General features: G+C 43.0%; 18 protein-coding genes. 9 read left to right on the forward strand and 9 right to left on the reverse strand.

From position 1 onward, the window contains the following. Nucleotides 1–19: 19 nt before the first annotated feature. The 9 genes from LZG74_RS11835 to LZG74_RS11875 all read right to left on the reverse strand — a co-directional run bounded on the left by LZG74_RS11835 (nt 20) and on the right by LZG74_RS11875 (nt 11,749). Nucleotides 20–3,439: a T9SS type A sorting domain-containing protein gene (locus tag LZG74_RS11835; protein ID WP_233796790.1), complete on the reverse strand. Its 3,420-nt coding sequence runs from the start codon at nt 3,437–3,439 to the stop codon at nt 20–22. A gap of 13 nt (nt 3,440–3,452) precedes the next feature. Further along, nucleotides 3,453–4,982 carry a DUF1501 domain-containing protein gene (locus tag LZG74_RS11840; protein WP_233796791.1) on the reverse strand — a complete coding sequence of 510 codons (1,530 nt, stop codon included), beginning with the start codon at nt 4,980–4,982 and terminating at the stop codon, nt 3,453–3,455. 11 nt (nt 4,983–4,993) lie between these two features. Continuing rightward, nucleotides 4,994–6,631, reverse strand: a complete 1,638-nt coding sequence (locus LZG74_RS11845; protein ID WP_233796792.1) for a DUF1800 family protein — start codon at nt 6,629–6,631, stop codon at nt 4,994–4,996. A 160-nt stretch (nt 6,632–6,791) separates the two neighbouring features. Further along, nucleotides 6,792–7,496: a pseudouridine synthase gene (locus LZG74_RS11850; RefSeq protein ID WP_233796793.1), complete on the reverse strand. Its 705-nt coding sequence runs from the start codon at nt 7,494–7,496 to the stop codon at nt 6,792–6,794. Further along, nucleotides 7,497–8,228, reverse strand: a complete 732-nt coding sequence (locus LZG74_RS11855) for a class I SAM-dependent methyltransferase (protein WP_233796794.1) — start codon at nt 8,226–8,228, stop codon at nt 7,497–7,499. A gap of 32 nt (nt 8,229–8,260) precedes the next feature. Then, on the reverse strand, nt 8,261–8,992 hold the full coding sequence (locus tag LZG74_RS11860) for a DUF1361 domain-containing protein (protein WP_233796795.1): 732 nt from the start codon (nt 8,990–8,992) through the stop codon (nt 8,261–8,263). A 161-nt stretch (nt 8,993–9,153) separates the two neighbouring features. Beyond that, nucleotides 9,154–10,428: a DEAD/DEAH box helicase gene (locus LZG74_RS11865; protein ID WP_233796796.1), complete on the reverse strand. Its 1,275-nt coding sequence runs from the start codon at nt 10,426–10,428 to the stop codon at nt 9,154–9,156. A gap of 186 nt (nt 10,429–10,614) precedes the next feature. Beyond that, nucleotides 10,615–11,082, reverse strand: a complete 468-nt coding sequence (locus LZG74_RS11870; protein WP_233796797.1) for a YdeI/OmpD-associated family protein — start codon at nt 11,080–11,082, stop codon at nt 10,615–10,617. Between the two features lie 25 nt (nt 11,083–11,107). Continuing rightward, nucleotides 11,108–11,749 (reverse strand): DUF1080 domain-containing protein, encoded by a 642-nt coding sequence (locus tag LZG74_RS11875; protein ID WP_233796798.1) that lies wholly within the window; start codon nt 11,747–11,749, stop codon nt 11,108–11,110. Nucleotides 11,750–12,203: 454 nt separating this feature from the next. On the opposite strand from LZG74_RS11875, the gene LZG74_RS11880 reads away from it, so the two are divergent. The 9 genes from LZG74_RS11880 to LZG74_RS11920 all read left to right on the forward strand — a co-directional run bounded on the left by LZG74_RS11880 (nt 12,204) and on the right by LZG74_RS11920 (nt 22,655). Beyond that, nucleotides 12,204–12,941, forward strand: a complete 738-nt coding sequence (locus tag LZG74_RS11880; RefSeq protein WP_233796799.1) for a tyrosine-protein phosphatase — start codon at nt 12,204–12,206, stop codon at nt 12,939–12,941. A gap of 539 nt (nt 12,942–13,480) precedes the next feature. Continuing rightward, nucleotides 13,481–14,422 carry a GDP-L-fucose synthase gene (locus tag LZG74_RS11885; protein WP_233796800.1) on the forward strand — a complete coding sequence of 314 codons (942 nt, stop codon included), beginning with the start codon at nt 13,481–13,483 and terminating at the stop codon, nt 14,420–14,422. A 60-nt stretch (nt 14,423–14,482) separates the two neighbouring features. Next, nucleotides 14,483–15,625 carry a GDP-mannose 4,6-dehydratase gene (gene gmd / locus LZG74_RS11890; protein WP_233796801.1) on the forward strand — a complete coding sequence of 381 codons (1,143 nt, stop codon included), beginning with the start codon at nt 14,483–14,485 and terminating at the stop codon, nt 15,623–15,625. Between the two features lie 1,186 nt (nt 15,626–16,811). Next, nucleotides 16,812–17,885, forward strand: coding sequence for a polysaccharide pyruvyl transferase family protein (locus LZG74_RS11895; RefSeq protein ID WP_233796802.1), 1,074 nt, complete (start codon nt 16,812–16,814; stop codon nt 17,883–17,885). After that, on the forward strand, nt 17,870–19,255 hold the full coding sequence (locus LZG74_RS11900; protein ID WP_233796803.1) for a hypothetical protein: 1,386 nt from the start codon (nt 17,870–17,872) through the stop codon (nt 19,253–19,255). The genes LZG74_RS11895 and LZG74_RS11900 overlap by 16 nt, the downstream gene beginning before the upstream one ends. 107 nt (nt 19,256–19,362) lie before the next feature. After that, complete coding sequence (locus LZG74_RS11905) at nt 19,363–20,460, forward strand: glycosyltransferase family 4 protein (protein ID WP_233796804.1); 1,098 nt, start codon at nt 19,363–19,365, stop codon at nt 20,458–20,460. Beyond that, nucleotides 20,438–20,989 carry a putative colanic acid biosynthesis acetyltransferase gene (locus tag LZG74_RS11910; protein ID WP_233796805.1) on the forward strand — a complete coding sequence of 184 codons (552 nt, stop codon included), beginning with the start codon at nt 20,438–20,440 and terminating at the stop codon, nt 20,987–20,989. The genes LZG74_RS11905 and LZG74_RS11910 overlap by 23 nt, the downstream gene beginning before the upstream one ends. After that, a complete protein-coding gene (locus tag LZG74_RS11915; RefSeq protein WP_233796806.1) occupies nt 20,986–21,387 on the forward strand; it encodes a hypothetical protein in 402 nt (133 codons plus the stop codon). The genes LZG74_RS11910 and LZG74_RS11915 overlap by 4 nt, the downstream gene beginning before the upstream one ends. Nucleotides 21,388–21,392: 5 nt before the next feature. Next, a complete protein-coding gene (locus LZG74_RS11920; RefSeq protein ID WP_233796807.1) occupies nt 21,393–22,655 on the forward strand; it encodes a WcaI family glycosyltransferase in 1,263 nt (420 codons plus the stop codon). Nucleotide 22,656: the final 1 nt, after the last annotated feature.

Consider the following 22,656-nt stretch of genomic DNA (forward strand, 5'->3'; position numbering starts at 1 on the left):
ATTTATCTGGCTACCAGCTTTACTTAGTTAACACGATTCTTTCTATTTCCAAAATATCATCACCTTCTAATCTAACGATATAAACGCCATCTGAATTTGAGCTAATATCAATGAATTCGTCAAAATATTCCCCTTTGTTAACCGACTGAACCCACACAATACGACCAGAAATATCAATGATGGAAATTTTGATTGGACGCAGGCTGGCCGCAGCAGAAGTGACACGGATTTTGCCGCTCGTCGGATTTGGAAAGACGCTTAGGTTAGACTTGAACATATCAGGCTGAATACTTTCGCCTTCACGGTTTATGCTCAGACCTTCGCTAGCGGCCATTCGGGCTGTTGATGCACAGGTTACGGTCTTAGGGGAATTGTTCAGCAATACGGTGCTGCCTTGCACTCGGATGCTGAGCTGATGGGCTTTCCCGTCTTTCAGGGCAGCAGGTAACGGAATGCTGAAACCATATTTGCCCGTGCCGTGACCAGCAGTTTTAATGTATTCTTTGTATATGTTTGCCGTGGCTGTCGCATAAACCGTCCCGTTTTCCAGCAGCTCAACAACAACTGCTGCATTGATATCATTTTTATCCCAAGCCCAGCCGGCCACGGTATTGCAATCCGCAGCTTCAAAATACCCAGCATAGTCCTTGGCAGAACAACTTATCGTTTTCGGTGAGCCGGATAAAAGTGTCGTACTGCCCTTTAACCGGATTCCAAGCTGATGGGCCTGCCCATCCTTCAAGGATGCTGGCAATGCTATCTTAAATCCATAATTACCCGTGCCGTAGCCAAGCGTCTTTAAATATTCTTTATATATGCTCGCTGTTCCGGTCGCAAGTACAGTATTGCCTTCCACAAGCTCAACAGTCTGTACTACACTCGGATTGTTTTTGTCCCACGCCCAGCCCTCAACGGTGTTGCAATTGGCCGCCTCAAAAGTTCCTTGATAAAGGGAGGTTGCACAGGTTACGGTCTTAGGGGAATTGTTCAGCAATACGGTGCTGCCTTGCACTCGGATGCTGAGCTGATGGGCTTTCCCGTCTTTCAGGGCAGCAGGTAACGGAATGCTGAAACCATATTTGCCCGTGCCGTGACCAGCAGTTTTAATGTATTCTTTGTATATGTTTGCCGTGGCTGTCGCATAAACCGTCCCGTTTTCCAGCAGCTCAACAACAACTGCTGCATTGATATCATTTTTATCCCAAGCCCAGCCGGCCACGGTATTGCAATCCGCAGCTTCAAAATACCCAGCATAGTCCTTGGCAGAACAACTTATCGTTTTCGGTGAGCCGGATAAAAGTGTCGTACTGCCCTTTAACCGGATTCCAAGCTGATGGGCCTGCCCATCCTTCAAGGATGCTGGCAATGCTATCTTAAATCCATAATTACCCGTGCCGTAGCCAAGCGTCTTTAAATATTCTTTATATATGCTCGCTGTTCCGGTCGCAAGTACAGTATTGCCTTCCACAAGCTCAACAGTCTGTACTACACTCGGATTGTTTTTGTCCCACGCCCAGCCCTCAACGGTGTTGCAATTGGCCGCCTCAAAAGTTCCTTGATAAAGGGAGGTTGCACAGGTTACGGTCTTAGGGGAATTGTTCAGCAATACGGTGCTGCCTTGCACTCGGATGCTGAGCTGATGGGCTTTCCCGTCTTTCAGGGCAGCAGGTAACGGAATGCTGAAACCATATTTGCCCGTGCCGTGACCAGCAGTTTTAATGTATTCTTTGTATATGTTTGCCGTGGCTGTCGCATAAACCGTCCCGTTTTCCAGCAGCTCAACAACAACTGCTGCATTGATATCATTTTTATCCCAAGCCCAGCCGGCCACGGTATTGCAATCCGCAGCTTCAAAATACCCAGCATAGTCCTTGGCAGAACAACTTATCGTTTTCGGTGAGCCGGATAAAAGTGTCGTACTGCCCTTTAACCGGATTCCAAGCTGATGGGCCTGCCCATCCTTCAAGGATGCTGGCAATGCTATCTTAAATCCATAATTACCCGTGCCGTAGCCAAGCGTCTTTAAATATTCTTTATATATGCTCGCTGTTCCGGTCGCAAGTACAGTATTGCCTTCCACAAGCTCAACAGTCTGTATAGTATTTGGATAGTTTTTATCCCAAATCCATCCCTCAACTGTATTGCAATTAGCCGCTTCGAAACTGCCTTGATAAAAGGAAAGTGCGCAGGTTACTGATCTTGGAGAGTTAGACAGTTGATAAGTGGTATTTTTTATGCGAATGCTCACCTGATGAGCTTTGCCATCGCGAAGAATGTTTGGCATATTAAGGGTAAATCCATAAAAGCCTGTTCCTACGCCGCTAACTTTTAATTCATCTCTGTAAACATTGGCAACCGCCGATGCAATTAGCGTGTTACCCTCTAAAATTTCAACCGTAACTGCTGTGTCAGGTCTATTCATATCCCAGGCCCAACCTTTTATTGTATAACAGTCTGTTGCTTCAAAATTCCCGGAATATGCACAGCTCAATGATTTGGGTGATCCGCCGAGTACGAAACTGGTGCCTCGTAACCTAACACTAAACTGATGTGTTTTTCCGTCATCCATCAGGCTCGCAGGGGGCGCTATTGTAAAGCCGTAGTTGCCGGTTCCTGTGCCGTTGTTTTTTAAATCCTCTCTATAGATATTAGCTTTTGTCGTTGCGTAAACAACACTTCCCTCGTAAAGCTCAATGGTGAGGTCCGCATCAGGATAGTTCTGATCCCAAACCCATCCTCTAATCTCGGAGCAACTCACTACCTCAACGGTGCCTTTATAATTTGACGGAAGGGAGGCCGATGCAAGAGACGCTAATGTATAAATGCTGTAAGTGTCAGGAGTTATCGCCTGAACCGTTGTTACCGACCCTGTAGTTAGGGTGCTGCCCCCCCCTGTAATTGACGCTTCATCAACTGATGATGCAATCTTTTCCCATTTACCTGTTGCTGTATTCCAACCCGCAACAGTTACTAGCGAAAGTACATTCTCAGTCAAGCCAGGCATATCGCTGGCAGCATCCCAGCTTAATGTGATTCTGGTCGGATTAACACCATTAATGTCCCAGAATTCTTTGCTGCTTACATTTTTGAGCAGAGGATCTTTGTTGGCTACATTAAATGGTGCTCCAGCAGGGAGTGACGCTGAGCTTGGATTTTCAAGAAAATATGCGCCCAGCGTTCCAGCAGATTCGGCTGCGAAAGGGCGATAAAAACCTTTATGACCTACCGGGAAAGAAAATATGGTGCTTCCGTATTTCTTCACATATCCGTCAACATGTTTTTCATTACTAAATCCGCTTGCACTTTGTGTGCTGGCAAAGCTTACGACACCGAACGGAGCATTTCTTGAAGACTTTACAACGCCTCCCTGACCGTAAGCGACAAGAGACACGATGCAAACCAGTGTCGCTGAAAGGATGTATTTGTACAATTTTCCCATGCGATAATGTCGCTTAGCCAGTTATATTTACATTATAATTCCCTAAGAACTTCAATTCACCTCCCGCTTCCACAGTCAGGTTTTTCACAAAGATGTTTTGAGCGACATCTACGGTGTGGCCAGCGTTAACCTTGACAATGTCACGAGTCATCGGCCCTCGACCATTAGACCATATTTCAGGATTTGGCCAGGCCCCTGATGCAATAGTTTGTACTGTATCAGAAAAAAGTGATGTTGTTTTGAAATTTTTAAATAACAATTGATCCGTTTTTGAACTAGCCGTTCCAAACCAATCAGTAAGCACATCGGAATAAACCCTCCGAAAATCGATCTGCATTTTAATGTCACGATTGCTGACGCCCGCTGCAGGAGCAATTGGTAAAAGTCCGTTGACGAGATCGGGATTAGTCCCGACGACCTGCCGCTTAATACCGGTTCCAAATACAAACATAGGTGCGCCTATTCCGTGATCGGTGCCTTTGGAAGCATTCGAAGTTGCCCTTCTTCCGAAGTCCGAGAAAGTCATCCCAAGGACCTTATTTTCAGTTCCCTGCAACCTCAGATCATTTTGAAACGCAGCTATTCCGTCCGATAATTTCTTTAACAATTGTGCATGAACTCCTTCCGTGACGCTGGTTCCAACCTGATCTGCGTGCGTATCAAATCCACCCAATTCCACATAGTAAATTTTGGACTTGAGCCCGCCATGAATAAGCCTTGCTACAATTTTTAACTGCTCCGCGAGCTCGTTCTTCTGGGATAAATCCGGATACACAGATAGATTTCTTCCAGCGTCAGCCGCCGCCTTAATTTCAGAAGCGTAACCTACTGCCAGGGCCTGCTTCTGCCTGATGTAAGCAATGAGGTCACCTGCATCACAGCATGGCAAACTAAATTGCGAAGCAATATCCGGCTCGCCGATCAGCTGGTAAAAAGTGTTCGGATCTTGTAAAGTCACACTCATGGATTGCTGGGGACCAAGCAGCGTGGTTGTACTAATCTGCCCAATTTGGACAGCTAGCGGATCCTCCATGTCACTATTCGGGTATCCGTTGGGATAGCCCGGAAAGTTATCATTCAAATATCTGCCTGCCCAACCCGAAGTCGCAGATTGATTGGAATCTACCCCAGTCATCCAAATATCCGTCGAGCGGAAATGGGATAAGTCTGGATTAGGATATGACACGGAGTTCACAATGGCTAACTTTCCATCATCATACAATTGTCTCATTCCGGTCATGGCCGGATGAAACCCTGTTTCAGCATTACCAGAAAGTCGTAAAACACTGCTTTCGGGAATGGCAATATTTGTTCGCAGGCTGTTATATGCGGAATAATATTCAAGCGGAATTACTGTATTCAATCCATCATTTCCACCAGCGAGGTAAATAATAACCAGGATGCGGTCATTATTCATTGCTGCCGTTTGTTTAAGCGACTGAACAAGTGCTGAACTCTTCGCAAAAGATTTGATCCCAAATCCATCCAACATGACTGGCAACATTAGAGACGACGCTGCAGCCATAAATTCTCTTCTCTTCATCGCGCCATTGATTAAAACACTTGATATTCAGCCATTCTTAACATATATTTCAGAAGTGCACGGCACCGCCATAAAATCACATTTTGTTTAGACACGTCATTAGGAGCTGCCCTATATGCGTCCCATTCACGAATCCATGTCGTTCTGGGACTGCTCTTCATCATCATAATGGAGTCTATTAAAAAATCTTTTTGAGGCTGCGAGATTTCAGTGGCGAACAGATTTTTGGAAAACCGCTCCAATACTCTTTCACATGTTATTGCAGCCGCTCCACTAACGTCCGCAAAGTTTGGCTGAATGTCCCTAAGTATTTTCAGGACATCAATACCCAGTTTTTGAGTGGTTGTCAGTTCGACCCAAGGATACGCAAATGCATCTGTTCCAGAGCCTCTTAAACCTAGTGTAGTTTCATTGATCCAGTTTCGGGAATATCCCATTTGATAATATGGCAGGGAGCCAAATACAGAAGGCTGATTCAGAAAATTCAATTGCTGACGAATCATACCATTACTCAGAAAAGTCATAAGCTTCCGAAACGGTGCATATTCTGACGTTATGTCCGGGACTTTTTGATCAAAGATTCGCAATGTTCCCAGCATTAATTCAGCAGGGGATTTGACAATAGCACCTACATTTCTGACATCGAAAAACACTTCGCTAGTCAGTAATTTTTTTAAGAGTGGTGCAATTTCATAGTTGTTCGAGCTACTTGCGAAGAAACTGCCAAGCGGAACTATCACTTGGTTTTCAATCTCCTGGCTCACGTTCGGATTCACATACCACCTGTAAAGTTTCCGGCAAATGAATTTAGAAGTTTCAGGATGGCTGAGCAGCATGTTAACTAAGTCACTAATCTCTGAATCACCGGCACCCGTGCCACTTCTCCCCGTGACCATGGTTCCGTTATATTTTGAAGAAAACTCTTTATTACTGGTGTCGTGCCGATCAGGGTTGAACGATGATCCAAACGTCGTGGATCCCTGTTTTGCTCTATTGCTAACCTGCCATCCCGTAAGCACGCGGGCAGCAGCTTTTACGTCCTGCTCCGTATAATTGGGATTTCCTGCAAAGTCCTTCGATCCGACCGTAAACAGTTCCTGAAGTTCACGCGCATAATTCTCGTTCGGCTGTTCTTTTGTATTTTCATTACCGTTCTGGTAAATCAACATGGCCGGATCTTTTGTAATACTTATTGTAAGATTTGCGAAATTAGTAAGTGCTTTTGATCGCAAGAGTCGTAAATACTGATTCGTCAACCGAAAATCCTCAACCGGCGTGGACGCGACCACAAAGTGATTTTGCCAAAATGCCGTAAGTTTTTCTAGGACTGATGGTCGGCCGAGCTGCTCGCCCATAAGTCCAATCCACCAATATTGAACATATGAGGTGTACGCGTAATTTCGGTTATTATCATATGCCTTGTTCAAGAAAGGCTGCCCGGCATCGGCCCTGGTCTCATCCATCTCCACCGGAGGCGGCGGCGTTGCGCGATACGAAGCGTTGCTGATGAGGATATCGACGGCTTCTGGGGCAGACTTACCAACAAAATCGGCGATTTCCTGGTGCGTTGGACCAAATGTAGCTCTTCTTAAAAGGTGTGCGGCGGTTGACGCAGTTAATGGTGTTGCGTACGTGTCTAAAAGGGCCATTTACAAAATTACACTTTAAGCAATGTATTGTAATTACTTCTACAAATATGTTACAAAAATAGTTTATTAATAGATAAATATTTCTACAAATTTGATTGTAGCGTGGAGAAGTGGCCTTGCGGGTTTAGAAACTTGGAGTTGTAACACCCTTTATTAGAAGTTACGGCTTAAAGCCCAGCAAATCCAATGTTCTCTTGAAACTTAAAAGGTAGGGAGCTGAGATGGAAAGTTTGCGATCCGGGATAGGGTTAGAGAACTGAATGTTAACCGCATGCAGCATCATCTCCTCCACCTCAAGCACCTCCTTAAAATACCGGTTCTGCTTGTTACATCCATGCGGCCTGTCGCCGATAATGGGGTGGAAAATGTGGGCCATGTGTTTGCGCAGCTGGTGCATGCGGCCGGTGGTGGGTTTCAGCTCGACCAGTGAGTAGCGGGAAGTCGGGTACTTTCCGATGGCGAAGTTCACTTCTGTTCTTTCCAGGGTGCGTAATGAGGTGAAGGCTTCCTGGATGGTGCCATCTTCTTTTTTTAATGGGTAATCAATGTCAAGCTGATCGGGCGTGTAGCCTCTGACAATGGCGTGATAGGTTTTTTCGACTTTGCCTTCCTGAAACTGTTGCTGCATCAGGCTGTTCATTTCTTCGTTCAATGCAAAGAGCAGTACGCCGGAAGTTTTTCGGTCGAGACGGTGAACGGGATATACTTTTTGGCCGAGCTGGTCCCTGAGTATCTGGACAGCGAAAACGTCTGCATCTGCTGCAATGGGTGAGCGGTGGACGAGCAGTCCGTTTGGTTTATTGATTGCTACGAGATCCGCGTCCTGATAAAGGATCTGAAGGGATGAATGTGTCGGCTCTGTCACTTAGAATATGGAGAGATCCTTCTCTGTTTTCTCTGTCAGCACCGCATAAGCATTTGGCTTGATGCCCATCAGATATGGAAAGAGCCGCAAAACGAAATGCTTGATTTTTGTTAGATAAAAACCTGAGGGATTGTTTTTAAAAAGCGGCTTGATCACTTCGTCATCATAAAGATGGCAAATGTCCTTTTTGATCTGAAAGTTCTCAGACATCAGCAGGAACCGGAGTAATGCAGGCGTGTAAATGTTAATGTGCCCGTAGGAGAGGAAATGCTTGACTTTTTTATCTACATAAAAAGAAAAATCAATGGGCACTTCGAAAATCTGATATTTAGAAACGCGTTTAATTTCTCTCAAAAGGACGCGCTCATGTTCAACGTGCTCCAAGACGTGCGAACAAATGACCAGATCGAAATGATTGTCAGGATAGGGAATTTCGTATCCGTCAAAAAGCAGGACGTCCTTCAGGTGCTTGATTTGCTTTGACTTGATTAAGCCGATACCGCTTTCGGAAATTTCAACGCAGTTCAGATCCTGACAAAAATCCCACTGGGAAAGCCAGTTCAGGATGCTCCCCTCCCCTGCGCCTACTTCGAGCACATTTTTGAAATTGATGTGTCTGGAAAGTGCTACAATGTTACGCGCCTTGTATTTGGCCCCGGTGTTGCGCCAGAAAACGGAGTCATCATTATATTGTGACGAATAAGAGTCCTTAACGTTATCGGATATTTGCATATCAAAGTGACATTGATTTCATGACTAAATCCCTACTCCGCTGCCTGATTTTTCTTGCTATACCTGATCCTGAAACGAACGATAACCCACAGCACCAGATATAAAATCCCCAGCAACATGCCAATTTCCATACTGAAAACCCAAGCGGTGCGGTCCATTGCGCTTTCTATCAGGTTGTTCAGAATTGCCCTTGGATCATGGATAATATCCCAGCTGTTCATGCGCCTCACCCTTCCCAGGTAAACGCCGAAACCAGCCAGCGGAAGGCTTAGTAAAAGGAATGTAATGCTGACACGCCTGGAAAAAACGCGGCGCCACGAACGGTGAATCCAGTATAGCGACAACAAACCATTGAAAAGGCTGACTTCTGCGTAAAAGAAGAGCATTATCACATCATGCCAGGTCAGATCTCGATGGTAATCAACGGTTAGGTGAGCCAGATCCGTGATCATATAAGGCGCATTCGGAAAAAATGCGAGCCAGAGCGTGGTTAAAATGATCAGCGTTAATGGAATGCTGCCGAAACGTTTTGTGAAATTATCGGCCAGGAAAGCAGTAATCAGCGGAATCCAGCTTAAAAATAAATTCCAGTCCATTGAAAAGTCAACGGGGGAATTAAAGAAAATACGAATAAGGTGAAAAAATACAGCAACCAGGCTCAACAGCAAAAGCAACAGCAGTGAGAACAAACCTTCCATTGATACAATGGGCGGATCTGTGACGCTGAACCTATGGTTCCTTATCCAATCTATCAAACGGTCCAATAGTACGGTATTTTAGTTTAATCATGACGACTTAAAAATTAAGCAAATGAAAAGCAAAAAAGGCATAACACATTTATATCATTCTTATCCTTAAAATAAAAATTGATATAGTTATATCCTTTGTCGCTTTTGCTGCGTCATTTTCGACAAACGCTGACAGGCTACGCCTGAGTAGGATTTTTGGTTTCTTTATTAGGTTTACGTCTTTTAGGTCTTCCCGAAGGTTTATGAGCGGGCTTGCTGCCTGGTCCCGGCTTGCGACCACCCGAGGGCCTTGCCCGCCGTGGCTCAAATACAGGCGCATCTCCAAGGCCCAAATCCTGGGTTATGGATTGCTTTTCAAGTTCCTTTTCGAAAAGCCTTTCAATCTTCAATACGTATTTTTGATCTTGCTCATTGATAAACGTGATCGCCGTGCCCTTCGTTTCTGCACGGGCTGTCCGGCCAATTCGGTGAACGTAATCTTCCGGATCGCGGGGCACATCGTAATTAACAACATGGCTCAGGTTATCGATATCAATCCCGCGTGAAAGCACGTCCGTTGCTACAAGCACCGGAAATTGTCTGTTCTTGAAATCTCTTAATACGATTTCACGGTCTGCCTGCTCGGAATCAGATGAGATCCCTCTTGCTGCCAGCCCGAGCTTTCGCAACGCCCGTACGATCGGCTCAACCGTAGATTTGCGCGAAGTAAACAGCACCATACTCGTATTTTCAACCTGACTAAGCAAGTGCAATAATAACGGCAGTTTCTGTTCGTCCTTTGCCATATAGAATTGCTGATCGATCCGGTCAACGGGACGAGAAACGGCAAGCCTTATTTCCTCAGGGTTTTGCAAGATCCGCTTTGCCAGGTCACCGATTTTTGGCGGCATCGTTGCTGAGAACATGAGCGTTTGTCTTTTGGCTGGCAAAAAGCTCATAATCTTCAAGATATCACTCAGAAAACCCATGTCCAACATCCTGTCTGCTTCGTCCAGCACCAGGTGTTTTACATTTCCAAAGGTCACATATCCTAACTGCAAATGTGCGATAAGCCTTCCCGGAGTTGCAATAATGATATCTGCTCCCTGCGTTAATGCTTTTTTCTGCTGGTCCCATTCCGGCCCCTTGTTACCGCCATAAACCGCAATACTGGTTGCGCCAACGAAATAACCCAGTCCCTGGATCTGCTGATCGATCTGCACAGCGAGCTCGCGCGTCGGCACGAGGATCAATGCGCCGGTGTTCCCGTTATTTTCGTGGGCAACCTTATCAAGGATCGGGATCAGATATGCGGCCGTTTTACCTGTACCCGTCTGGGCGCAGGCGAGCAGGTCTTTGCCGCCAAGAATGTAAGGGATCGCTTGTTCCTGAATAGGTGTTGCCTGCTGGTAGTTCATGGAATCCACGGCGTTGAGCACGTCTTCGTGGAGTTCAAATTCATTGAAATTCAAAATTCAGCTTGTAAAGTCCATAGGTTTAAGTGGCTACGGACGCGTTAAAAAAAGAGCTGACTTCAATATTTCCCAGTCAGCAAACCGCTTGATTTGAACAAATATAAAAAATATCCGGCTGAAAATGAAAACATGGTGTGAGATAGGGGTTGCTATCGCAACATCAGTTGCAAACAAATGAAGAAGCTACTTAACTTTTAACCGGTTGATCATCATTATCGCCCGGTCGATACGCACCTGAACCGATTTCGCGCCTGCAACATAATAAATGATGGCGCGCTGATGGCTGGGCAGGGACTCGTCAAAGAGCCGTTTCCCCTCCTCGTCCATTTCCAGCAGCTCCTGCAATTCTTCCGGAACATCCCGGCCAAATTCACTGTCATCCGGCCTGACTTCCGCATGCAACTTCTGTCCCAACACCAATTTCCCTTGTTGCCTGAGCGGCGTTCCTATATTAATGTAGAAACCTCCCCCACCCTTCGGCCGGATCGCACATTGAAAATCGACATGACCATTCAATAAGCACCTGACCCGGGCAGGCTTGCGCCCCTGTACAAACAGCACAGCCACTTCATCAGGTACGACCATATAAAATTCGCCTCCCTTTCGAGGGAGGCGATCCAATATTGATTCAAAACGGACAACATTTTCCATGTTGCAATGTGGAATTTTACAGGATTTATTCTGTCAATGGACGCACCATTATGTCCTTATAAAGCACAACACTTTTAGGATCATGCGCCTGCAAAGCAAATGTTCCGGCTTTAAGGAATTTGTTTTTCATATCCCCCTCTCTCTTATCGACATCAGTTTCCTCGTAATCCACAACCACCTTATCATTGATCTTAATGGTAATATGCTTGCCCTCCACCTTGATGTACTCCGTATACCATTCACCATCCTTCACATATGTTTCCTTCACATCGACCACATTATACAAACTGCCTGTACGCTTATAATCTGTATGCGACTGGTTCACCTGCACTTCATAACCCTGAGCAGGCCAGCCATCTTCCTGGTAAGCAGTATGAATAAAAATCCCAGAATTCGCACCCGGTTTAGTCATCACCGTGGCTTTGAATTCAAAATTCTTGAACATGTGATTTTTTACGGGTCCATCGTAGAACAGGTGAGCTCTCGGGCCGGCTACTTGGATGTTTCCATCTACGATGGTAAAGGAGGAAGCGTTAGCGCCGATTTTCCAGCCGTCGAAGTTTTTGCCGTTGAAAAGGGAGATCCAGCCGTCCTGGGCGGAGGCGGATAGTTGGAGGCCGAGGCATAGGGCTAGAGTTAGGAGTAATGGGCTTAGTGTTTTTTTCATAGAAGGCGAGACGCGTTTTTTGGGTTTCAATGATAGGAACTCTTTAATTAAATCAAAATAAAGCGAAAACTACTCTTTGCGCGAACTAACAATACGTGTGTAGACACATTGCTGTGCCCGAACGTTGCTGATTTACGGGCTCTGATAAATACAATAAAAGATCTCAACATTTGTCCCTGCAATCACCTATCATGGAGTGCGGCAATACACGGAATGCATGAACTAAAAGACCAAAGTGCATACAGCACCTTTGAACTCTGCGCATATATAAGGGAATGGTTCAAAAGAATAGTACAATTTTACATTTTCGCAGGCGATCAAAAATTTCACCTTATTATTCTCCATAGTCTCATATTTTTTATCTTAAATTTGTCCTACTTTTAATAAACCCAAATTCCGATCGACAGACTTGGTTGATCTTTAAAAGTTTCAGCAGTTTAAGGTCGAAGTGCATATGCTCAGCTGGTTATTTGATAAGAAAAAAAATAAAGAAGTTAGTCTGAACCATATAGGGATTGACATACATTCTCATATTATTCCTGGGATAGATGATGGAGTTGAGACGGTTGAGGAGGCTGTCGCAATGGCAACCAAAATGCAATCACTCGGTTATTCCAGAATAGTAACAAGTCCGCACGTCATGTGGGACTGCTATCGCAATACGCCTGAAATTATTCTATCAGGCCTTGAAGATGTTCGGGCGGCCGCCAAACAGGCAGGGCTGACCATTCAAATCGATGCTGCCGCGGAATATTTTATTGATGAACACTTCAATGAAATGGTTTCATCCGGGGAGCAACTTCTGACCCTACCTGGTAACCGTCTGCTGGTGGAACTGCCCTACTCCACTCCACTCATGAATACTTCAGAAAACCTTTTTTCACTTATCTCCAAAGGATACCAACCCGTCCTAGCCCATCCTGAACGATATACCTACTTTTTTTCAGACCCTTCGGTTTATAAAAAACTGGCTGATGGCGGATGTGAGTTACAGGTAAACATATTATCGCTAACTGGTTACTACGGCGAGAATATTAGCAAGATGGCTGAATGGCTTCTCAAAAATAATCTGATCGCCTTTTTGGGTACTGATGCCCACAAAATCCAGCATTTGGAGATGATTAGTAGGAGTAATAAGCACAATTGGATTACGAAGTACCCCTTTCAGAATGAAAAACTTATAAATATTTGATGACGATAATTGAATTTATTCTATATTTGTAATATTTATTATAACTGGCACGTATTGAACATTTCCAACCAGTGGTTACAAGTTTAGTGCGGATATTTTAGATAGGCTTATATGATTTTTCACCTTATTAAGCATTAGTTGTAATTAATCAACTATTTGAAAGCTTTGTTGCCAGTTTGAGATTAATTGCATTATTTTTAGACATCCTGATTCGAAGTGTCTAGTCAGGAATATTACAACTCAACGTGATCTTATATGAAAAAGAATTGCTTAACTTCTCAAAAGCACGGTAAGCTTTTGAAGCACACCAGGTCTCTCCGCCGACAGATCTTTACCGATTTCCCTTTCCCGTGCAACTGGAATCTGGTTCCAGCCAACAATTCTTACAATTCCCTTTAATTATCGACAATTCAACCTTTCCAGAGCTCCAAGTGCTATTTTAAACACAATTGCACAAACACTATCCAGCGTGTTTGAATAGCAAGGAAGTTATTGTGCACGGTTAATGGTAAACTTAAAGACATACATCTGATTACAGAATGGAAAACAACGCAAAAATTTATATTGCAGGCCATCGCGGTATGGTTGGATCCGCAATTCACAGGGCGCTTACGAAAAAGGGCTATACAAATATCGTTACCCGCACATCTTCCGAGCTGGACCTGAGAAATCAGCAAGCTGTTGCTGACTTTTTTGAAGAAGAAAAACCGGATTACGTATTTCTGGCCGCTGCCAAAGTAGGCGGAATCGTTGCAAATAACACTTATAGGGCTGATTTTATCTACGAAAACCTGATGATCGAGTCAAATGTGATCCATCAGGCACATGTTCAGAGTGTGAAGAAACTGATGTTCCTAGGTTCGTCCTGCATTTACCCAAAATTAGCCCCGCAGCCTCTTCGTGAGGATTATCTGCTTACAGGTTTGCTGGAAGAAACCAATGAGCCTTATGCAATTGCTAAGATCGCGGGTATCAAGCTTTGCGAAGCGTATCGGGATCAGTATGGAAGCAATTTTATCAGCGCCATGCCAACTAATCTTTACGGATACGGCGATAATTACGATTTGAAAAATTCCCACGTTTTACCCGCATTGATCCGCAAATTCCATGAGGCCATGCAGCAAAACAGACCTTCGGTTGAAGCATGGGGAACGGGTTCGCCAAAGCGTGAATTCCTTTTTGCCGACGACCTGGCTGAAGCCTGCCTTTATCTGATGGAGAATTACAATGGCCGCGAGCTTGTCAACATCGGAACTGGAAAAGACCTCTCTATTAAAGAATTGACCGAACTTGTTGCAAAAACGGTTGGTTTCGAGGGCGAGATCAAATGGGATACTACCAAACCGGACGGAACGCCGAGAAAATTGATGGACGTTTCCAAACTTCACGCAGAAGGCTGGAAACACACGATTGAACTTCCGGAAGGAGTTGCGCTGGCTTACCAGGACTTTTTACAAAATCAGGAAATCTACGCTGTATAATTTATAACGAAAGCCAATAGCCTTAAAGTGAGGCAATAAACAATCAAACTCAACACAATCATGTCAAAAGTAGCATTAATTACGGGGGTGACTGGACAGGACGGAGCATACCTGACAGAACTGCTCTTAGAAAAGGGATACACGGTTCACGGTGTAAAACGCAGAAGCTCGCTGTTTAATACGGATCGGATCGATCACCTTTATCAAGATCCGCACGTAGCCAACCCAAAATTTGTGCTCCATTACGGAGATTTGACGGATTCAATGAATCTTACCCGCTTGATTCAAGACGTGCAACCGGATGAAATTTATAACCTGGCTGCGATGAGCCACGTTCAGGTGAGTTTTGAAATGCCAGAATATACAGCCAATGCGGATGGAATCGGCACATTGCGTATCCTGGAAGCGGTTAGATTGCTGGGTTTAACAAAAAAGACCAAGATTTATCAGGCATCTACGTCGGAACTTTACGGGCTTGTTCAAGCCGTTCCACAATCTGAAACGACGCCTTTCTACCCACGTTCTCCTTACGCAGTTGCAAAACTTTATGCTTACTGGATTACAGTAAATTATCGTGAGGCTTACGGCATGTTTGCTTCGAACGGCATTCTTTTCAATCACGAATCGCCGCTACGCGGAGAGACATTCGTAACCAGGAAAATCACACGTGCTGCTGCCAAAATTGTTTTGGGCCTGCAAGATTGCCTGTATATGGGTAACATTGATGCGCAACGCGACTGGGGACACGCTAAGGATTACGTGGAAGCCATGTATCTGATCCTTCAACAGGAAGTTTCGGAAGACTTCGTTATCGCAACAGGTGTTACAACCCGCGTTCGTGAATTCATTCGCAGAACATTCGCATTCCTTGGTGTTGAAGTGGCATTTGAAGGGACAGAGGAGAACGAAGTAGGAACGATCGCATCAATCAACTCTTCGCGCCTTGCTGAACTGGGAATAGCGGAAGGCGACCACTTGAAAATTGGAACACCAGTCCTCAAAATTGACCCAAGATATTACCGCCCAACAGAAGTCGAATTGCTTATCGGCGACCCGACCAAGTCCAACGAAAAACTAGGCTGGAAACCAAAGCATACACTCGACACATTGATCGAAGACATGGCCACATCAGACCTGCGTCTGTTCCAGAAAGATCAGTTGTTGTTGAAAGAGGGATTTGGGGTTTTGAATTATTTTGAATAAGGTTAATTATAAAAATTGGTTGAGCTTACGGCTCAACACTATTAGCCTGTCTGTTTACTATTGACTCCCGAAAATCGTTGGTTCAACATTAGTTGATACTTCCAACACTGTTCGGTAAATTAAGCATTACTTTTAATAGTTGATATTAACTTATGAATGCATTTGCAAATCTAGAGCTTAGTAAATATTCAAAGTTTCGTGAAATATCTAGTCTTATAACAAATACACTCAAAGTTGCCTGGTATCCCGTAGCAAACTTTATAAGTGTATTAATCCTGACAGATAATAATGCCTTCGAGTCCAATATGACTGCAAATATTGTTTTCCTGTTTGTTCAAGGTTTGCTTAACTTGGTAATAATCCAACCTACAATCACTCAGCAGCCAGACATTGACATAAATTGGAAAAGCCTTTCTATTGTTCGATACATTTTGGGTATTCTGATTATTGTCTTCAATTCATATTACGCCCTTTTCGTATGTTCCGTTATTCTTATAGATACGTATTCGAAGATTAGTTTGAAATACAAAATTTGGATATATGTGCCCGGCGTGGTCCTTCTTACGGGTCTTTTTTTTATAAATGACTTGTCCAAATTTGAATACTGGTATCTCGCATCTGCTATCTTTTTTGTTGGTAAAGCATCGACTAATTACATGCTTACATACATAAGGAAATACTATAAAAACTCACTTTCAGTGTTCTTCCAATGGTTTTATACTGTTGGATATTTGATTGCCCTGTCGCAAATTTCAAATGACTCAAACCTAAGTGAGGTCAGGGCCATCCAGGTTTTCTTTGGCCTTTCCACTATGGTCGTTGCGCTTCTAGAATTTAATGCATTAAAAAACAAGCTACCTAAAACTACAGCACTAAGATTTTTAGTCCCGATAGGGATTGCACTTTTCTCATTATGGCTGAAAAATGACATTATCATCGTCTTATCATTCTGTATTTCTTCGATCATTTACATGCTCAGCATGGATATAGCGATCAGGGTAAAATCACTTGGAAACTTTTGGGCCATCAACCTATCACATAGGTACGCCTTCATTTTCCAATTGTTGATGCTTAGCTCTGTTTTCGCCCTACAATACTATTTCAAGTTCGACTCCTATCTGACTACTTTCATTATTATCATGATAGTCGGACCAAACATTATCTTTTATCAAAAAGCAAAGTCTATATGCAAATCTTATTAATCAACGGTTATTCTACAAAAAACAGAGGTGACTTTGGAATCGTACTCACAACTATTGAAAGGCTAAAGAGCAAATACGCAAATTGTCAAGTTTTCGTAGAAAAGAACTATGAGGATATGATAGAATATGAGCAATATGGCGTGACAGTCGTAGAGCCACTCGTTAAAAATGATAAGACTGGATGGAGAAAATACGTTTCAATATTATCTGCATTTTCAAAGACGCCGAAAAAATATGATTTAGTTATTTCAGTTGGTGGTGGTTATCTTTATTCATCTAAATGGGGTATTGGCGGATTCGGATTAATGAGGGTTGCTGCGAGTATTTATTTGCACTCGGAAGTGAGCAAGACAGTAATGTATCCTCAAAGCGCGGGACCACTTCGCAAAATTGATTCAATGATAGTGTCACGGCTTTTATCTAAGCTCGATACTTTCTATGCTAGGGACAGAAAATCATATGACTGGTGTGTGAAGAACGGGATATCATCAATACTTACAAATGACACGGTTTTTTTGAATGCAAGAAAACGTGAAATGGATTGCAAAGTATCCCTAAAAACCGCTGGCATAACGCTGATCGATCATTCGTTTACTAATAGTTCAGCCATTATTGAAAAAGAAAAGATTAATTATCTGAGCGTTCTTGCGAATTACATTAATATAAACTTTGAAGAATGTAATATCTACATACAGGTGGACCATTCTGAGGTCGACACCGACAAGTACATTTCTGAAGAATTCCAAAAAATGATTTCGGTTAAAACCAAGTTAACAAATGTAAGCACGATGAATACGGAAGATATCATCTCTCTGTATCAGCAGAATGATATTTTCATCGCATCTAGAATGCATTCTGCAATTTTCGCATTGTGCTCCGGAGTCGAGACGATAGGTATTGCATACCAGCCGAAGACCATAGGAATGTACAAACTTCTTGGAATTCCGGAATATAGCATCTCTTTAGCAGACCTAAACGAAAACTTCTTAACTAAAATACATCGTGATAATCGGGGGAAAAAACTTAATCTAGATATAAATATATGGGAAGTTTTATAATCTTATACAACTTTATTGTCCTATCGATTCTTCTTTACATTGCGATAGAAAAGTCAATTATATCGGTTTTTAGTCCCGCAGCTATTTCTGCGTTTGGTCTAATCGTAATGTATGTTTTACGCCCGATTTATATACTGCAAACGGGCTTGTGGGGAGGTGCTCCTATGCTGTTAAAGAGCTTATCAGGGCAAATTGGGCTTTTCAATGAAGCGATGTTAGTTTCTGCATTTTTTGTTAGTGCCTTTTCATTTCCTTTGATAATATTTTTATTAAATCATAAAGGTGTAAAACAAAACATTTCAGCGAGTAAAAAATTTATAAGAGCTACTGAAAAGATTAATAAGAGCCTATTTTTTATATCTTTTTTGATTTTAGCAATTCCATTTTTGCGAGGTTATACTATAGATGGATATCTGGCTTTACTCTCTACCAGAAGTATAATGTTTAAAACCTTTTTTGGAGGTTTTGGATCATTTGTAGAAGTCTTTTTTTTCCTATATACGTCCACGGCGGTAATCAAGATTATTAATGATATGGTTGAAAATAAGTCAATCATTGTATCGACTGTTCTTGTAGTCCTGGTTCTAATGCTGCTTGGAGGAAGATCCAATATTCTATTTTTTCTTATTAGTATTGGAGGAGCCAAAGTGTATCTATCTAAAAAATTTAATAAAAGCTACTTAATTTATTTCGGATTCGCAGTTTTTTTGTTCGGTATCTCCTACCGAGTACTCACCCGAGATTTGTACTTTCAAAATAACAAAGGCAAGGACGCTAGTGAAGTATTGCTAGAAACGCTTTCCAGGCCACACGAATTCTTAGTAGGAGGTTTTGATTTTGTCCAGATAGATGCGTTAATGACTGTTGTTTCTGATTCCAGATTGCAAAAGAACTATTTATTTGGATCAACAATTTTAGCTTGTATAACCTCTCCAATCCCAAGGGTAGTCTGGCCTGAGAAACCCAAGGGCGCGATGACATATTTTACCAAGTTATATTACCCTGGTCATTTTGAACACACAGAAGGCGGAGAACTTGTTGCTTCATGGCTTGTCGAAGCAATTCTCAACTTTGGATCGTTTGGGATTCTATTCGGGGGGTTAACAATGTTTTACTTCGTATACTTAATTGAAAAAGGTTTAGGGAAATGTGGTAGCACATTAGACTTAGCGATCCTATGTATTGTCACACCAAGACCATTTAACATATTGAAATCGGATCTATTTAACAACTTCATGGCCATTGTAAAGGTATTGTTCATTCCATTTGTTTTAAAAATGATGTTCAAATCAAAAAGAACGGCATCTCATCGTCCACACGCTTCTGTGACATGGCAGCATTCAAGCAATAAGACCAACATATCTATATAATAATGAAACTATATGGTTTAACTTACGACGTAATCTAAAAGAATAGTTTCCGATTTCAAATTCAAGGTCAGAAGCATAGTTCTGCTCAACGTAAAAAATAAAAGATAATGAAAGTACTATTCATCGGTCCACTACCAGATCCTATTAATGGATGTTCTCTTGCTAATCAGGTGTTACTAAATCGGCTGAACCAGGAGGAAAATTTATACACCACTGTGATTAACACAGGAACATCAGATATGTCCTCGAAGAATGTGGGCTTCTTTTCATTTAAGAAAGTGTTTCATTTCTTAAAATCCTATCGGAGTGTTTTATCCGTTTTAAGCCATGATGTGATTTACTCTACGCCTGGACAAACGTTTTTTGGCATTGCTAAATATGCACCGTTTTATCTTCTAAGTATCATTTCAGGGAAGCCATACACCATTCACATTCATGGAAATCATTTAGGCAATGAATACAAGATTCTGTCTGGGATAAAGAAGTCTCTTTTTAAACTTTTAATATCGAAGGCACAGGCGGGAATTGTTTTATCAACTTCTCTGAAGAAGAATTTTGACGGTTTGCTGGCAAAAGAGAAAATATTTATTGTCGAAAATTTCACTGAGGATGGTCTTCTTCATGGAAATGTTGTAAAAAAGGACTCTTCACAACTACGGTTACTATTCCTGAGCAACCTGATGCGGGAAAAAGGAATTATCGAATTTCTGGATGCGCTACTCATCCTTCAAAATCTTGGAATTGACTTTCATGTGGATGTCGCTGGGAAAATGGAGGTCGAATTGGAAGATGTAATAAGAGAAAAGTTCGAGCTTCTGAAAGGCCGGTTGGTCTACCACAATGTTGTCACTGGCCAGGCAAAAAGAACACTTCTTTACAACAGCAATGTTTTTGTGTTACCGACATTCTATCGAATGGAAGGTCAGCCTATCTCACTTATTGAGGCTATGGCAACTGGAAATGTGGTGGTAACTACCAAATTTTCTGGTATTCCCGATATTGTTTCTAATAAAAATGGTTTTTTTGTTGAGAAGGAAAATTCAAAATCTCTGGCAGATACGCTCATTCATTTAAGTGATAACTTGCATAGATATGTAACTGAGATGGGCTCCTATAACACGGAGTATGTTAAGAGCAATTTTACCGAGAAGATATTCTCCGAAAAAATATTGAAAGTTATATATGCAACTTCAAAATCTAAATGAATTCAAAATGCCTCCGGCTTTCAGAGGCCGTCCCGGATGGTATGTGCAACTTTGGTGGATTGTGGAAGCGATTTTCTTTAACACCTCGCCACAGTTTATGTACGGATGGAGACGATTTTTGATGCGTTCGTTTGGCGCAAAGATTGGCAAGGGCGTAATTCTTCGGCCTTCAATGCACACGCAATTTCCCTGGAAAGTGAGCATCGGCGATTATAGTTGGATTGGGGACGACGTTGTCTTGTATAGCTTAGGACCGATCACCATTGGTGCCAATGCTGTGATTTCCCAGCGAAGCTATCTTTGCACTGGTTCGCACGATTACCTGCGAGCTGATTTTCCGATATTTTTTCAGCCTGTCGTTATCGAAGACCAATGTTGGTTGGCAACAGATGTGTATGTTGGACCTGGCGTTATCATTGGGGAAGGAACCGTTGTCGGTGCACGATCGTCGGTATTTAAGTCGTTACCTGGAAATAAAATTTGTGTGGGTTCGCCTGCAAAAATCTTGAAAGACAGAGTCACAGCATGAAAAATGCGCTGCTAATCACCGCAAGTGTCTTCGGGATTTTTCTTGTCTTTTATTTCAGCTGGCTGCCCGACCCAGACATTGGCTATAAGGCGTATTTCCCTGCCTGGCTGGGAAAATGGACTAATGCCAATGCCAACTTGAGAACCGCAGTGCCTTTTTTATTCCTGGGAATCATTGCGGAGATTTGGTTTAACGACGGCCAGCATGTGCTTAGGAAAAGAACGATTATCTTTCTGGCAGCAAGCCTGGTTGTAACGGCTGCCGAGGTCGGTCAGCTCTTTCTTCCTCACAGGACTTTCGACCTGAGAGATATCGGATGGGGAATGACCGGTACCGCCGTTGGAATGTTCATCGGTGCAGCTTTTCTTTTTATATATCAACGTTTTAGAGCATCGTAAAATTTATGCGAATACTCATTTATGGGATCAACTATGCGCCTGAACTCACAGGGATTGGAAAATATACCGGTGAAATGGGTGCGTGGCTGGCCAAAAACGGCCATGAGGTCTCTGTTGTAACCGCTCTCCCCTATTATCCCGAATGGGAGATACACCCGCAATACAAAGGAAAAGGCTGGGAAACAGAATATCTGCAGAAAGTTGAGGTTATCAGGGCTCCTTTGTATGTGCCCGCAAAAGTAACGTCGGTCAAACGCATTATTCACGAATTTTCTTTCCTGGCAGGCATTATTCCTATTTGGTTTAAACTGTTATTCCGGAAAAAGTATGATGTGGTGATATGCATTTCGCCTCCCTTCCACCTGGGCATTTTGCCGCTTTTGTATTCCAAAATACGGGGCGCAATGTTTGTTACGCATATTCAGGATTTGCAGGTTGATGCTGCCAAAGATCTGGGCATGATAAAGAACAACACAGCGCTTAATGTTATGTTCAAGTTGGAAAAATTCCTTTTTGATCAAAGCGCGGCTGTTTCCACGATCAGCCCGGGCATGAAAAGAAAAATTGCCAACAAAGGGATTCCTGCTTCCAAAATATTTCTATTTCCGAACTGGGTCGATGAAGAAGTTATTCGACCACTTTCAAAAGCACAATCATTGCGGGCCGAGTTTAGCCTGGCCGAAGACGCGAAGGTTGTTTTATATTCTGGGAACCTGGGTGAGAAGCAGGGACTGGAGATTATTGTGGAGGTTGCCAAGTCATTTAAGGATCGTAAAGATATTGTCTTTATCATTGTCGGTTCTGGCGGTGGAAAAGACAACCTGATCAGCCTTGTGCAGGAAGCGGGCCTTAGTAATGTTTGGTTCTTCCCCTTGCAGCCTTATGAGAAGCTTTCTGCATTGCTGGCAACAGCGGACGTGCATTTGGTTTTACAAAAAAAATCGGCGTCTGATTTGGTAATGCCCAGTAAACTGACCGCCATCTTAGCGGCCGGCGGATGCTCGATTGTAACGGCTTTGCCCGGAACTTCTTTATATGATGTAATTTCAGCGCACACGCTCGGGATTCTTGTTGAGCCCGAATCCCCATCTGCCTTGCGAGATGGCATTGAAGCCGCCTTAGGTTCAGACCTGCTCGCATACAGGGAAAATGCAAGGAGATATTCTGAATTATATTTAAGTAAGGAAAGCATTCTAAAACAATTAGAGGCGGATCTGACCGACATTGCAGCAGGCAAACAGGGCGCACGGACAACATTAACGATTTGAA

Source organism: Dyadobacter sp. CY327 (assembly GCF_021390415.1).
Classification (GTDB): domain Bacteria; phylum Bacteroidota; class Bacteroidia; order Cytophagales; family Spirosomataceae; genus Dyadobacter; species Dyadobacter chenhuakuii.